Origin of the sequence: Pseudomonas sp. DE0157 (assembly GCF_007678615.1) — a bacterium.
Classification (GTDB): domain Bacteria; phylum Pseudomonadota; class Gammaproteobacteria; order Pseudomonadales; family Pseudomonadaceae; genus Aquipseudomonas; species Aquipseudomonas parafulva_B.
Genome location: NZ_VEJN01000001.1, coordinates 331,252 through 346,393 on the forward strand (window position 1 = coordinate 331,252; position 15,142 = coordinate 346,393).

11 protein-coding genes are annotated in these 15,142 nt (G+C 62.1%); 8 read left to right on the forward strand and 3 right to left on the reverse strand.

The window, feature by feature from the left end; all coding sequences use genetic code 11:
• Nucleotides 1-50: 50 nt before the first annotated feature.
• Nucleotides 51-488, reverse strand: a complete 438-nt coding sequence (locus tag FS777_RS01480) for a hypothetical protein (protein WP_230375151.1) — start codon at nt 486-488, stop codon at nt 51-53.
• 11 nt (nt 489-499) lie between these two features.
• The gene (locus tag FS777_RS01485) at nt 500-1,231 is read right to left on the reverse strand and encodes a hypothetical protein (protein ID WP_145253693.1); all 732 of its coding nucleotides are present in this window, start codon (nt 1,229-1,231) and stop codon (nt 500-502) included.
• Between the two features lie 350 nt (nt 1,232-1,581).
• Between FS777_RS01485 and FS777_RS01490 the strand changes: the two genes are divergently transcribed.
• Nucleotides 1,582-3,384, forward strand: coding sequence for an acyl-CoA dehydrogenase (locus FS777_RS01490; RefSeq protein WP_145253696.1), 1,803 nt, complete (start codon nt 1,582-1,584; stop codon nt 3,382-3,384).
• A gap of 18 nt (nt 3,385-3,402) precedes the next feature.
• Here the strand turns inward: FS777_RS01490 and FS777_RS01495 are convergent, their stop codons facing one another.
• Nucleotides 3,403-4,326 carry a DMT family transporter gene (locus FS777_RS01495; protein ID WP_058638898.1) on the reverse strand — a complete coding sequence of 308 codons (924 nt, stop codon included), beginning with the start codon at nt 4,324-4,326 and terminating at the stop codon, nt 3,403-3,405.
• A gap of 259 nt (nt 4,327-4,585) precedes the next feature.
• On the opposite strand from FS777_RS01495, the gene FS777_RS01500 reads away from it, so the two are divergent.
• The 7 genes from FS777_RS01500 (at nt 4,586) to yccS (ending at nt 14,986) form a co-directional block, all read left to right on the forward strand.
• Entirely contained in the window at nt 4,586-5,476 is an 891-nt protein-coding gene (locus FS777_RS01500; RefSeq protein ID WP_145253700.1) for a LysR family transcriptional regulator, read from the forward strand.
• A 118-nt stretch (nt 5,477-5,594) separates the two neighbouring features.
• Nucleotides 5,595-7,037 (forward strand): TldD/PmbA family protein, encoded by a 1,443-nt coding sequence (locus tag FS777_RS01505; protein WP_058638896.1) that lies wholly within the window; start codon nt 5,595-5,597, stop codon nt 7,035-7,037.
• Complete coding sequence (locus FS777_RS01510) at nt 7,037-8,356, forward strand: TldD/PmbA family protein (protein WP_145253702.1); 1,320 nt, start codon at nt 7,037-7,039, stop codon at nt 8,354-8,356. The genes FS777_RS01505 and FS777_RS01510 overlap by 1 nt, the downstream gene beginning before the upstream one ends.
• A 100-nt stretch (nt 8,357-8,456) precedes the next feature.
• Complete coding sequence (gene mdtD / locus FS777_RS01515) at nt 8,457-9,884, forward strand: multidrug transporter subunit MdtD (protein ID WP_058638894.1); 1,428 nt, start codon at nt 8,457-8,459, stop codon at nt 9,882-9,884.
• Between the two features lie 112 nt (nt 9,885-9,996).
• Complete coding sequence (dbpA, locus tag FS777_RS01520; RefSeq protein ID WP_230375157.1) at nt 9,997-11,334, forward strand: ATP-dependent RNA helicase DbpA; 1,338 nt, start codon at nt 9,997-9,999, stop codon at nt 11,332-11,334.
• Nucleotides 11,335-11,481: 147 nt separating this feature from the next.
• The gene (locus tag FS777_RS01525; protein WP_078477885.1) at nt 11,482-12,663 is read left to right on the forward strand and encodes an NAD(P)/FAD-dependent oxidoreductase; all 1,182 of its coding nucleotides are present in this window, start codon (nt 11,482-11,484) and stop codon (nt 12,661-12,663) included.
• Between the two features lie 124 nt (nt 12,664-12,787).
• Nucleotides 12,788-14,986 (forward strand): YccS family putative transporter, encoded by a 2,199-nt coding sequence (yccS, locus tag FS777_RS01530; RefSeq protein WP_058638891.1) that lies wholly within the window; start codon nt 12,788-12,790, stop codon nt 14,984-14,986.
• Nucleotides 14,987-15,142: the final 156 nt, after the last annotated feature.

A 15,142-nucleotide genomic window follows, 5' to 3' on the forward strand; every position in this document is an offset into this window, starting at 1 on the left:
CCACCCTTTGCAGCGCCGGAGACCGAACGCCGCCCGCAGCATCGGCCATACTATCTTTCCAAGATGGGCGATCCAGAGGTACGCCAAAGCCGCCAGATACTCCATCCCTTAATCGCCTCTGAGGCAATCAACAACCCAACCCACATCCAGTTATTGATGCCAGCAACTACCATAGGTAAGAGCAAAACCACCGAAATTGACGGGACAATGAAGAACAATCTGAGTGGCATCTGCACTACCGCCAAAAACACCGCGAATTTTTGATACTTAAAAAAACTCACACACGTAACAATAACTGAAAGCTGTAAAAACAGCCCGACCCAAATCACGAACCCTGGACCACCCCAACTCCGCACCACTTCAAGACCACTGTTCAAATCTGACCAAAAAGGTATTGCGCCTCGGGCGGCACTACGCAAGATGTACAAAACAATATAAAAAGCATCCATACTTGCCCAAAACAAGTATATTGATCGTGGCTTATTCATATTTGAGACCATCAATAGGCGCCCCTTCTGTACTCATACTCCTCGTCAGGCACCACAGGACGCCAGTGCCAAGACTGCCCCGTGATCGCCCATGCATCGTCAGCCTGTACATAGTTCTGCGTTATCCGTCGTACATCGCCATATCGATGTATAGCCGATAACCTGACGAAACTCCGCTCATTTTCACCCAACGGTACCCACCTCTGACTTACAAGCCTACGGGTATTGGCATAGTCTTTCCCCTCGCTCGGAAAAAGACGCCCCTCATCCCCTCGAGATGTTAAAAAGTTTGCGGCCAATGCCACACCCGACCACAGTAAATTTGTATCAATACTGAATATTTTCCACTTTCCAGGGCCTTTAACCTCTGGGTATTTGCTCTCAGATAGCAGTAGGTCCAGCTTTGATTCCGCCCATCTCAAGCGAGGGTAACGCGCTATATCAATCGGAGAAATTGGTTTCTCCCGAATAACAAACCACCTGCCGTCCTCTACCAGCTTCAAAGCTCGCTCGATATCAGCCTGCAGCAGAGGACGCCCAGGCGGCAGATCACAAGCCTTCTGGAAATCACGCAGCCCACTCAGGGTGGTATTTTCCAGCAAAGCTTTCTGAACTACCGAACAAGCAAAAAAAGGATCTTCAACCTTCTCTAACTCTTCTTTCCAGACGTCTCGCCACTCACAAATCCTGTCCATGAAATTCCTCCACCACAGTGAAGATTCAATATCTATCTCATTTTCCATCACCGCGGTCGTAGGAAGTTTCTGCAACGCACGCAGGAAGCTAGCTTCATGCTGTCTTCTACGAACAAGTCTCTGATGCCTCAAATTCTTCATGCCGTCAGTGGAACATCAGAGCTTGAAAGGTGCCAAGGCTGACAGATGCATGCCTTTTGATCTCAAAGGTGCTGCAATATTACTATGAACACCTGCTTCTCTTGACGCTCACTCAACCCAGCCCCTTCGCCCCGTCAACCAACATCAGACGTTCCAAATACGAGAATCTGTGACTGAACATCATCTGAATCAATCATGGTAGCCAGCCCTGTTCGGCCAATCCTAGACTCGCACCAAGCCCGCTCTAGGACCGCCCCATGCCCGAGACCCTGCTCAGCCCTCGCAACCTGACCTTCGAGCTCTACGAAGTCCTCGACGCCGAAGCCCTGACCCAACGCCCGCGCTTTGCCGAGCACAGCCGTGAAACCTTCGACGCTGCGCTGACCACCGCGCGCACCATCGCCGAGAAATATTTCGCCCCCCACAACCGCAAAGCTGACGAAAACGAACCGCGCTACGTAGACGGCCGCGCCGAGCTGATCCCTGAGGTCAAGCCTGCAGTGGATGCATTTCTTGAAGCCGGGTTTCTCAACGCCAATCGCGACTTCGAGGTCGGGGGCATGCAGTTGCCCAGCCTGGTGTCACAAGCCTGCTTTGCCCATTTTCAGGCGGCGAACGCCGGCACCACCGCCTACCCGTTTCTGACCATGGGCGCGGCCAACCTGATCGAGAGCTTCGGCAGCGAAGAACAAAAGCGCCTGTACCTGCAGCCGATGATCGAGGGCCGCTACTTCGGCACCATGGCCCTGACCGAACCCCACGCCGGCTCATCGCTGGCTGACATCCGCACCCGCGCAGAACCGGCCGGTGACGGCAGCTACCGGCTCCGGGGCAACAAGATTTTCATCTCCGGCGGTGACCATGAGCTGTCGGAAAACATCGTGCACATGGTCCTGGCCAAACTGCCGGATGCCCCACCGGGGGTCAAAGGCATCTCGCTGTTCATCGTGCCCAAGTACCTGGTCGGGCCCGACGGCAGCCGGGGCTCGCGCAATGACGTAGTGCTGGCGGGGCTGTTTCACAAGATGGGCTGGCGCGGCACCACGTCCACGGCGCTGAACTTCGGCGACAACGGCCAGTGCGTGGGCTATCTGGTCGGCCAGCCACATCAAGGCCTGGCCTGCATGTTCCAGATGATGAACGAAGCACGCATCGGCGTCGGCATGGGCGCGGTCATGCTCGGTTACGCCGGTTACCTGTACTCGCTGGACTATGCGCGGCAGCGCCCACAGGGCCGATCAGCCGAAAACAAGGACCCGCAAACCCCGGCCATCCCGATCATCGAGCACACCGATGTCAAAAGGATGCTGCTTGCGCAAAAGGCCTATGTGGAAGGCGCTTTCGACCTGGGCTTGTATGCGGCGCGCCTGTTCGACGACACCCACACGGCGCCCGATGAAGACACTCGCCAGCAGGCCCAGGCGCTGCTCGACCTGTTGACGCCCATCGTCAAATCCTGGCCCTCGGCGTATTGCCTGAAAGCGAACGAACTGGCCATCCAGATTCTCGGCGGCCACGGCTACACCCGGGAGTACCCGGTCGAGCAGTATTACCGTGACAATCGCCTGAACCCCATCCACGAAGGGACCGAGGGCATCCAGTCGCTCGATTTGCTGGGCCGCAAGCTGGCCCAGAACGGGGGTGCCGGGCTCAAGCACTTGATGCGCCTGATCGCTGTCACTGGTGAGCGCGCCAGCCATCACCCCAACCTCGACCCGCTGCGCCAGCCACTGGAACAGCTGGTCAATCGCTTGCAAGGTGTCACCCTTGCCCTGCTCGGCGACCTGGCCCAGGGCAAGGTCGCCGGCGCCCTGGCCAACTCGGCCCTTTACCTCAAGGTCTTCGGCCATTGCGTGATTGGCTGGCGCTGGCTGGAACAGGCGATTCATGCCGAACTCGGTCTGCTTCAGCGCGCCGCGGCTGACCGCGACTTCTACCTCGGCAAGCTGCAGGCAGCCCGGTATTTCCTGACCTGCGAAATACCGGGCTGCCATGCAGACCTGGCCTTGCTTGAAGCGCGCGATGACACCAGCTTGAACATGCAACAAGAGTGGTTCTAGAAAGTGGCCTTGGCCCGCTCATCGTTGCGGGCACTCCCCTGCTGACGGCACACGTCGAGCGGTGCGGGTGATGGCAATGCCAGTGGCGACTATCGCGATACCCAGGTAGGTCGTCCAATGAATGGCATCGCCGAACATCAACGCCGCCCAAATGAGCGTTACAGGGGGTTCCAGGTAAACCAACGCGGACACCCGTGTTGCCGACAGTTTGGTCAAGAGTATCCACAGGCTCAGGTAGGCGATGAAGGTCGAAAACAAGGTCAACCACGCCACCGCCACCCATACCTGAGCACTGCTGGGCAGCTCGATCAGGCGCAACGGCACTCCTGTGACACTGAGCAGTACCAGCGTCGCGCTCGATTGCAGGAAGAGCGGCATCAACAAGCCCTCTTTACTGTGATCCGTGCCCATGACCGACTGTCGCCGTTGGTAAAGGGTGGCGATCGATAACGTGATCGCGGCAATCAGCGGCAGCGCATACAGCCATAGCTCGAGCCGAGTGGAAGACAGGCTGTACTCACCAAGAATCACCACACTGACCCCGGCAAACCCGAGTACCAGCCCAAGCCACTCCTGCCTGCCGCTTCGCTCCTGCTGATCCGCACTACCCATCGCCGCCGTGATCAGGGGCTGCAGCGCGCAGATGATGGCGGCTATCCCCGCAGGCAAGCCACCGCGTATGGCAATGTAGACACTGATCAGGTAAGCGAACTGAGCCAGGAAGCCGATGACCGCGTTGTAGCGAACTTGCGCCCAGGACAGGTTACGTAATCGATGCAAAACAAACGGCAATAAACAAAGACTGACCAACAGGAAGCGCCAGAACAGCAAGTTCACTGCGCCTGCATCCTGCGTGCCGAGCCGGGCGCCAATGAAACCGGAACTCCAGGACAGGACAAAGGTTGTTTGCAGGAAAATGTGGGAGGGCCAGTTATGTTGCATCTCTACACCTCCAAATGACGCGGGCGATGGTAAAGAGTGGATTTACGGCCACCCACCTCTACCCGATCAGCCAAGCGCTCATTAAACAAACTCAGCCTCTTGGCTAGGCGCAGAGCGCAGGCACGCTGTTATCCGGTGCCCGCTGCCTAGGCATTTCGGCAGTTGGACATTCGTTGACCTCACCTTAGGAAGGGGTATAAAGCCTGTACAGTTGATTAAATCGAAGTGCTGATTCGATCCAGCCAAACCAGGTGCTTTCATGGGCAAAGGTCTAGATATCAATGTGTTGCGAACTTTTCAGGCCGTGGCTCGACTCGGTCGTTTCAACGCAGCGGCAGACTATGTCCATCGCAGTCCTTCAGCGGTGACCACGCAGATACAGAAGCTCGAAGAGCAGGTTGGCCAACAGCTGTTTGCGCGCAGCAACCAGGCAGTGGAGCTCACCCCCGCAGGCCGGCATCTACTGGGCGAGACGACACGCTTTCTGATCGCCCACGACAAGCTGCTGGCGACGCTGTCCCCCCGGCAACTGACAGGCAAAGTCCGTCTGGGGGTACCGGATGGCTATGCCGCCACGCTCATGAGTGAATGCCTGCCGGTATTCGTTGCCAGTAATCCGAAGATGGAGCTGGAAGCTGTGGCGTGCTCCAGCGCGCAGTTGCTGGACCTGTTTGCCAGGCAGCAACTAGACCTGGCCGTGGCGGTCAGCAGCGAGCACATCCAACAGGGTGACTGGCTGCGCCCCACAAAACCCCGTTGGGCCGCCGCGAAGGGCTTCATCCGCGATCACAGCCGCCCGCTACCTCTGGCATTGCAGCTAAAGGGCTGTCCCTACCGGGAGGCAGCGGTACAGGCATTGAAAGCCGAAGGCATTGCGTACCGTATCCTGCTGGAAAGTGCCAACTGGCATGCGGTACTGGCCTGTGTCAAAAGTGGCCTGGCAGTTGGCATCGTCGAGGAACTCGAAGCCGACGACTCGCTCGTTTTTTTGCATGACCAGGACCTGCCGACGCTTCCCGCGCACGGCATCTACCTGTTGACAGACACCGCGCACCCTGTGGCCGTGCATTTGCACGCAGTGCTCAAGGCTGCGATTCAAAAAGAAGCCGACTCAGAGTTCGCCGCAACGCAAACGCCCGTTAATGCCTGACCAGCACATCAGTAGGCTGCCATAATGACCCGGCATTGCCCGAGCCCGCAGCGCGGCCCGTCTCGGCATTGCCCAGCGCGTGGTTCCAGGGAGCCACCGTGTATCCGGAGGCTTGTCCATGTTCGATTCCAGCACCCTGCTGCGCCAGCGCTTCGCCGCCCTGCGCAGCACGGCCGATCTGTTTTCCTTGCGCCATGTCAGGCAGTCGCACCAGGCATTGTCCGTGCGCCGCAACGTCGCCGAGCCGCCTGCCTTGAGCCAGGACGAGGGCGCCATGCTGACCGTGCGCATCAACGGTGTGGAGGCCTACGCCGCCACGGCCGATCTGTCCCAGAGTGGCCTGCAGCGCGCATTGGAGCAGGCTGAAACCCTCGCTCGACAGATTGCCCGCTACAGCCTGCTGGACCTGCGCGAACAGCCTGTGCCGACCGGGCGCCACGATTACCTTTCGCCTCATTTCGACCAACCGATGCCGGGCCTTGCCGACTGCCTCGGCTTGCTCGCCGAAGAGTCGGCCAGCGTGCCGTCGGACTCGCGCCTGGTGGACTGGCAGGCAAGCCTTGGCATGAGCCTGGTCGAGCAGACTTACCTGAACTCGGCCGGTGCCGAACTGCGCCAGGCCCAGCGCTTTCTGTTCCCTGGCCTGGCCGTGACGGCCAGCGATGGCCAGGACAGCCAGAGCCGCAGCCTGGGCAGGGAGAACTTCGGTCAGCAGGGCGGCTTCGAAATCATCGAGCGCTGCGGCCTGAGGGGCTCGGCCCGGCAGGTTGCCGACCAGGCCCTGCAATTGCTGCAGGCGCCGAACACGCCCAGCGGCGTACGCGACCTGCTGTTGATGCCTGACCAGATGATGCTGCAGATCCACGAATCCATCGGCCACCCCTTGGAGATGGACCGCATCCTGGGCGATGAGCGCAACTACGCCGGTACCAGCTTCGTCAAAGCCAGTGACTTTGGCCAGTTGCAGTACGGCTCTTCCCTGCTGAACGTAACCTTCGACCCGACCTTGAACGAAGAGCTGGCCAGCTACAGCCACGACGACGATGGCACGCCGGCCAGCAAGCAATTTCTCATTCAGGACGGCGTGCTGCTGCGCCCGCTGGGCGGTGCCCTTTCCCAGTTCCGCTCTGGTCTTGGCGGCGTGGCCAACAGCCGCGCCTGCGGCTGGAACCGGGCGCCGATCGACCGCATGGCGAACCTGAACATAGAGCCGGGCGACCAGTCCCTGGATCAGCTGATCGCAGGTATCGAGCATGGCATCCTGATGCGCACCAACCGGTCCTGGTCCATCGACGATGCGCGCAACAAGTTCCAGTTCGGCTGCGAATGGGGCCAACTGATCGAGAATGGCGAACTCAAGGGCATCGTGAAGAACCCCAACTACCGCGGCATTTCCGCACGGTTCTGGCGCAACCTGGCCGCCGTCGGCGACCGCAGCACCTTCCAGGTCCTGGGGACGCCCAATTGTGGCAAGGGCGAGCCCAACCAGGTGATCCGGGTTGGGCACGCCTCGCCAGCTTGCGTGTTCAGCGCCATCGACGTGTTTGGAGGAGATGCATGATGAAACAGGCCTTCCAATCACTCATCGACACCCTGGGCGCTGCCCTGCAAGCAGGCGAACACTACACCCTGGGGTTGAGCGCCGAGCAGTCGCAATTCGTGCGCTTTAACCACGCCAAGGTCCGTCAGGCGGGCGAGGTGAGCCAGGCCAGTGCTCACCTGCGCTTGATCCACGCTGGTCGTCAGGCCGAGCAACAAGTGACCCTTAGCGGTGATGCGCACCTGGACCGCCAGCGCCTGCTCGATGCCCTGTCGCAACTGCGCCAGATGCTGCCGCTACTGGCGGCAGACCCGTACCTGAGGCTGGATGAAAGTGCCTGGCGCAGTGATAGCCAACAGACGCATGCTCTGCCCGACCTGAATGAGGTGCTGGCCCTGCTGGAACAGGAAACCGGTGACCTGGACCTGGTCGGCATTTATGCCGCAGGCCCGATCTGGCGGGGTTTCGCCAGCTCGTTCGGCGCCTTTGGCTGGCACCAGGCCAATAGCTTCAACATCGACTGGAGCCTGTTCCACGAGAGCGGCCAGGCGGTCAAGGCCAACTATGCCGGGCAGGTATGGCGTGCCGACGACTTCACCGCCCGCCTGCGTCAGGCTCGGGCACAGTTGGGCTACCTGGGGCGTGCGCCGGTGGTACTGCAACCGGGCAGCTACCGCGCCTACCTGGCGCCAGCGGCCATGGACGAAATCGCCGGCATGCTGTGCTGGGGTGGCTTCTCGGCGCAGGCCCTGGCGACCGGCAGCAGTGCCCTGCAGCGGTTGTACAGCGGTGACGCCACCCTGAGCCCACTGATCAGCTTCACCGAGCAGGTCAGCGGCTCACTGAGTCCAGCGTTCTCCGACGAGGGCTCACCGCGCCTGGACGTGGCGCTGATCGAGCAGGGCAAGCCAGCACGACGCCTGGTTTGCGCGCGCAGCGCGGCCGAGTTCGGGGTGTTGGCCAACGGGGCCGACAGCCACGAGTCGCCCTGTGCGCTCAGCCTCGCACCCGGCCAATTACCCCGTGAACAGGTTCTGGAGCGGCTCGGCACCGGCCTGTACATCAGCAACCTGTGGTACTTGAACTACTCCGACCTGCCCGCAGCGCGCATGACCGGCCTGACCCGCTTCGCCACGTTCTGGGTGCAGGACGGGCAGATCCAGGGGCCGGTCAACACGATGCGCTTCGATGACAGCCTGTACAACCTGCTGGGCGAGCAACTGGAGGCGTTGACGTGCGAGCGGGAGCTGATTCTGTCGACCAGCACTTACGGGCAACGCAGCACCGGATCGAGTCATTTGCCCGGCGCGCTGGTCAAAGCGCTGACGCTGACATTGTGATTGGATTTTGCCGGCCATCTCACGGCGGTAGCCACGCCTGCCCCGCCCCGTAGGCGCGGCGCTTGCCGTCGAGAGGCCAGTACAGACAGACGAGGACGTCATGCCCGAACGCAACCCGCTCGACCCCATCACCGCCCGCTGGCTGCCATGGGTGGTGGCGATCGCCTTCTTCATGCAGTCGCTGGACGGCACCATTCTCAACACCGCGCTGCCCGCCATGGCCCGCTCCCTGGCCGAAGACCCCTTGCGCATGCAGGGTGTGATCATTTCGTACATGCTCACCGTGGCTTTGCTGATCCCCGCCTCGGGCTGGATCGCCGACCGTTTCGGCACCAAGCGCATCTTCTTCAGCGCCATCCTGCTGTTCAGTTTCGGCTCGTTGCTGTGCGCAGTGGCCAACAGCCTGGGCTTTCTGATCTTCGCGCGGATCGTGCAAGGGCTCGGCGGGGCGCTGATGCTGCCGGTCGGCCGGCTGGTGGTGCTGCGCGCCTACCCTCGCACCGAACTGGTGCGCATCATGAGCTTCATCACCATCCCTGGTCTGCTCGGGCCATTGCTGGGCCCCACGGTAGGTGGCTGGCTGGTGGAGATCCTGAGCTGGCACTGGATCTTCCTGCTTAACTTGCCGGTCGGCCTGCTGGGCTGTTACGCCGTCTGGAAGTTCATACCCGACCTGCGCGGCGCCGAGCGCACTACGTTCGACGGGCCGGGCTTTTTGCTGTTCGGCGCCGCGATGGTGCTGATCACCATCGCCATGGAAGGCCTGGGCGAGCTGCACCTGCCGCACTTGCGCGTCATGTTGCTGCTGTTCGCCGGCATGGCCTGCCTGGCGGCCTACTGGCTGCGAGCCGGGCGCGACCCGGAGCCGTTGTTCTCTCCGAGCCTGTTCCGCGTACGTACCTTCGCCATCGGTATCCTGGGCAACCTGTTCGCCCGCCTGGGCAGCGGTGCACTGCCGTTCCTGGTACCGCTGCTGCTTCAGGTAGCGCTTGGGTATTCACCGGCCCAGGCGGGCATGAGCATGATCCCCTTGGCGGCGGCGGCCATGGTCGCCAAGTCCGTCGCCAGGCCGCTGATCGAACGGCTCGGTTACCGCATCATCCTGACTGGCAACACGGTGCTGCTGGGCGTGCTGCTCGCTGGCCTGGGCCTGGTGGACGAGCAGACCCCGTACTGGTTGCTGCTGGTGCAACTGGGCCTGCTGGGCGCCGTGAACTCCCTGCAGTTCACTGCCATGAACACGGTGACGCTGATCGACCTGGACGATGCCAGCGCCAGTAGCGGCAACAGCTTGTTGTCGGTGGTGGCCCAGCTGTCGCTGAGCCTGGGGGTGGCTTGTGCTGGCGCGCTGCTGGGCGGCTTCACGGCAGCAGGCAGCGCCGAAGGCGTGGAAACCACCCTGGGTGCGTTCCAGCTGACGTTCTTCACCATCGGCATCATGGCCATGCTGGCGGCGGCCATCTTCCTGCAACTGGCGCCGACGGACGGAAGGCGTGCCCGTCGTCCGGAAGAGCACGTGGAGTCTTAGGGCGAATGGCGTCGGGGCTGGTAGACTGTGCAGCATTTTTCGCTTCGCACCGCAGGCCCGCCTCGTGACCACCGATTCCACCGCCTTTGCCACCTTGCCGTTGTCCGCCGCCATGCTGGCCAACCTGGACGCTCTCGGCTACACCTCGATGACGCCGATCCAGGCCCAGAGCCTGCCGGTCATTCTCAAGGGCCAGGACCTGATCGCCCAGGCCAAGACCGGCAGCGGCAAGACCGCCGCCTTCGGTATCGGCTTGCTCAACCCGATCAACCCTCGGTACTTCGGCTGCCAGGCGCTGGTGCTGTGCCCTACCCGCGAGCTCGCCGACCAGGTGGCCAAGGAACTGCGTCGCCTGGCCCGTGCCGAAGACAACATCAAGATCCTGACGCTGTGTGGCGGCGTGTCGCTGGGCCCGCAGATCGCCTCTCTGGAGCACGGCGCGCACATCATCGTCGGCACCCCGGGCCGCATCCAGCAGCACCTGGACAAGGGCACGCTGGTTTTGGGCGGCCTGAACACGCTGATCCTCGACGAAGCCGACCGCATGCTCGACATGGGCTTCTTCGATGCCATCGCCAGCATCATCGCCAAGACCCCAGCGCGCCGTCAGACCTTGCTGTTCTCCGCCACCTATCCCTCTGGCATCAAGCAGCTGGCGGCCGATTTCATGCGCGACCCGCAGCAGGTCAGAGTCGAAAGCCTGCATACCGACAACCAGATCGAGCAGCGCTTCATCGAAATCGCTCCCGAACAGCGCCTTGAAGCGGTTACCCGGGTGCTGGGCCATTATCGCCCGCAGTCCTGCGTGGCATTCTGCTTCACCAAGCAGCAGTGCGAAGACGTGGTGGCCCACCTTACGGCCAAGGGCATCGTGGCTCAGGCGCTGCACGGTGACCTGGAGCAGCGTGATCGCGACCAGGTGCTGACCATGTTCGCCAACCGCAGCAGCTCGGTGCTGGTGGCCACCGATGTGGCCGCCCGTGGCCTGGATATCGACGGCCTGGACATGGTTATCAACGTAGAGCTGGCGCGTGATGCCGAAATCCACGTGCACCGCGTGGGCCGCACCGGCCGCGCTGGCGAGAAGGGTATCGCGGTCAGCCTGGTCGCACCTGCCGAAGGCCATCGCGCCCAGGCCATCGAAGCCTTGCAGAAGAGCCCGCTGCGCTGGGACCTGTTGGACAGTCTCAAGAACAAGGGCGGTGAGCCGCTGCTGCCGGTCATGAGTACGCTGTGCATCGCAGCCGGGCGCAAGGACAAACTGCGCCCGGGCGATATTCTCGGTGCGCTGACCGGTGATGCCGGTATCCCCGGCAAGCAGGTGGGCAAGATTGCGATCTTTGATTTCCAGGCGTTTGTGGCGGTGGAGCGGGCGCTGGCCAAGCAGGCCATGCAACGCTTGAATAGCGGCAAGATCAAGGGCCGCTCCCTGAAAGTCCGCATCGTCTGACATTTTTTCGGGCCGCGTTGCAGCCTATCGCAGACAAGCCAGCCCCTACAGGATCATCACAGGCCTCCAGCCAGTTGCCGTCCCTGTAGGCGCTGGCGTGCCTGCGATGGGCCGCAACGCGGCCTCGGCTATTGATGAGGTAACACCGTGCACTCCACCGACGTGATCATCCTGGGCGCAGGCGCTGCCGGCCTGATGTGTGCCCAGCTCAGCGCCCGCCGAGGCCGCCGGGTCCTGCTGCTCGACCACGCCAACAAGCCAGGCAAGAAGATCCTGATGTCCGGCGGCGGGCGCTGCAATTTCACCAACCTGTACACCGAGCCGAGCAACTTTCTTTCGCACAACGCGCACTTCTGCAAGTCGGCCCTGGCTCGCTACACCCAGTGGGACTTCATCGAGCTGGTGTGCAAGCACGGCGTGCCCTACCACGAAAAAAAGCTCGGCCAGCTGTTCTGCGACAACAAGGCCAGCGACATCCTCGACATGCTCCTGGCCGAGTGCGACGAGGCCGGCGCCCAGATTCGCATGCACACCAGCATCGAGCAGATCGACAAGACCGACAACGGCTACCTGCTGCAGACCAGCGCCGGCCCATTCGCCTGCCAGTCGCTGGTGATCGCGACGGGTGGTCTGTCCATCCCGACGTTGGGTGCGACCGGTTTCGGCTACCAGGTGGCCCGACAGTTCGGCCATACCTTGCTGCCGACCCGCGCGGGCCTGGTGCCATTCACCATCACCGAGCCCCAGCTCAAGGCCATGTGCAGCGAGCTGTCCGGCACCTCGCTGGACTGCACCGCCAGCTGCAACGGCACCAGCTTCCGTGAAAACCTGCTGTTCACCCACCGGGGCCTGAGCGGCCCGGCGATCCTGCAGGTCTCATCGTTCTGGGAAGCCGGCGATACGCTTGAGATCAACCTGCTGCCTGACCGCGATGCGCTGGACTGGTTGCAGACCCAGCAAACCGAGCGCGGCAATGCTGAACTCAAGACCGTGCTGGGTGAGGTGTTCACGCGCAAGCTGGCCACTTTGCTGGCCGAGCAGTGGTTCGAATCCAAGCCGATGAAGCAGTACACACCGGCTGAACTGGCCCTGATCGCCGACAAGCTGGCACGCTGGCAACTGGTGCCTGCCGGCACCGAGGGTTACCGCACTGCCGAGGTGACCTTGGGCGGTGTGGACACCCGTGAGGTCTCGTCCAAGACCATGGAGTCGCTCAAGAGCCCGGGGCTTTACTTCATCGGTGAAGTGCTGGACGTCACGGGGCACCTGGGCGGCTTCAACTTCCAGTGGGCTTGGGCATCGGCCAACGCCGCAGCGCAGTTCGTCTAGGGTAGAATCCACCGCGCAGCACGGAACGCTTCTTGCTGGCACGTGCTCAATAGCGGGTGGCGGGGCGCCTGGCGGCCCCGCTCATCGCTACGGTATTTCTACGATCACTGCCCGGCAGGCCATCATGTCATCGAGCTCGTTACGTCATTCACTGCGTCGCCTGTGGGGCCAGGACAAGTTCAGCTACAGCATCCGGGTAACCATTGCCCTTACCGGCAGCCTTGCCCTGTGCTGGCACCAGAACGAAATGGCCCTGCTGATCCCGTTGTTTCTGGGCATCATCGCCAGTGCCCTGGCTGAAACCGACGACAGCTGGCAAGGCCGCCTCAGCGCCCTGGCGGTCACCCTGGTCTGTTTTGCCATCGCGGCGCTCGCGGTCGAACTGCTGTTCCCCTACCCCCTGATCTTCGTCTGCGCCCTGGCCCTGGCAGCGTTTGCCTTGACCATGCTGGGCGCCCTGGGCGAGCGCTACGGCGCCATCGCATCGGCAACACTCATCACGGCGGTCTACACGATGATCGGCGTGGACCAGCGCGGCGGGCAGGTGACGGACTTCTGGCACGAACCCATGCTGCTGGTGGCAGGCGCGGCCTGGTATGGGCTGCTCTCGGTGCTGTGGCAGGCGTTGTTCTCCAACCAGCCGGTGCAGCAGAGCCTGGCGAAGCTGTTCTTCGAACTGGGCAGCTATCTCAAGCTCAAGGCCAGCCTGTTCGAGCCTGTCCGCACCCTGGACGTCGAAGCACGTCGGCTCGAACTCGCCCAGCAAAATGGCAAGGTGGTGGCGGCCCTCAACGCGGCGAAGGAAATCATCCTGCACCGGGTGGGCAACAGCCAGCCCAACTCCAAGGTCAGCCGTTACCTGAAACTCTACTTCCTGGCCCAGGACATCCATGAGCGGGTCAGCGCCTCCCACTACCCCTACAATGCACTGGCCGAAGCTTTCTTCCACAGCGATGTGATGTTCCGGTGCCAGCGCCTGCTGCGCAAGCAAGGTGCCTCGTGCCAGGAACTTGCACGCTCGATTCGGTTGCGCCAACCCTTCGTGTTGGCCAGCGGCTTTACCGAGGCACTCGAAGACCTCAACGCTTCGCTCGAACACCTGCGCGGCCAGAACAACCCGGCCTGGCGCGGGCTGCTGCGTTCACTACGTGCACTGGCGGCCAACCTGGCCACGCTCGATCGCCTGCTCGGTGCCGCAAGCAACCCTGACAGCCTGGCCGATGCCAGCGACAGCAGCTTGCTGGACCGCTCGCCGCGCTCGCTCAAGGACATGGGCAAGCGCCTGCGTACGCAATTGACGCCCACCTCGCTGTTGTTCCGCCACGCCCTGCGCCTGCCGCTGGCCCTGTCCATCGGTTACGGCATGGTGCACCTGATCCACCCGACCCAGGGCTACTGGATCATCCTGACCACGCTGTTCGTGTGCCAACCCAACTACGGAGCAACCCGGCGCAAACTGGTGCAGCGCATCATCGGCACTGCCGTGGGCCTGACCGTCGGCTGGGCGCTGTTCGACCTGTTCCCCAACCCGGTCATCCAGTCGCTGTTCGCGGTCGTGGCGGGGGTGGTGTTCTTCGTCAACCGAACCACGCGCTACACCCTGGCCACCGCTGCGATCACACTGATGGTGCTGTTCTGTTTCAACCAGATCGGCGACGGCTACGGGCTGTTCCTGCCGCGGCTGTTCGACACCCTGGTCGGGAGCCTGATCGCCATTCTTGCCGTGTTCCTGTTCCTGCCCGACTGGCAAGGCCGCCGCTTGAACAAGGCCTTGGCCAACACGCTGATCTGTGCCAGCGAGTACCTGCGCCAGATCATGCAGCAATATGCCTACGGCAAGCGCGACGACCTGGCCTATCGCCTGGCGCGGCGCAATGCCCACAATGCCGATGCGGCCCTGTCGACGACCTTGGCTAACATGCTCATGGAGCCTGGCCACTTTCGCAAGGAGGCCGATGTGGGCTTCCGCTTCCTGGTGCTGTCGCACACCCTGCTCAGCTACCTGTCGGGACTGGGCGCCCACCGTGACACGGCTCTGCCGGCCGACGCACGGGAGCACTTGATCGAAGACGCAGGCAGCCGCCTGGCAAACAGCCTTGAGGAAATAGCCAATGGCCTGGCGGCGCGCTCACCGGTAGCGATTCACAGCGATGCCGAAGAAGCGCTTGCCAACGCCTTGGAGCAGATGCCCGAAGAGGTGGATGAACATCAGCGCCTGGTACAGACGCAACTGGCACTGATCTGCCGCCAATTGGCTCCGCTGCGTACGTTGGCGGCGCATTTGATCAAGAAGGATGCTCCGGCAGGTGGCGCTTCGCGTTAGGTCTGGAGCAAGGATGAATAGCTTTGATTAGTCTTCGCAGGCTGGCGAATCTCCAGGGACAGCGGATTGGTAGGGGCTATGCAATAGCCTGATATTTCAGCTTCGCAGCGCATACTGCCGGGGCCGCTTTGCGGCCCATCGCGGCCGGTCCGGCGC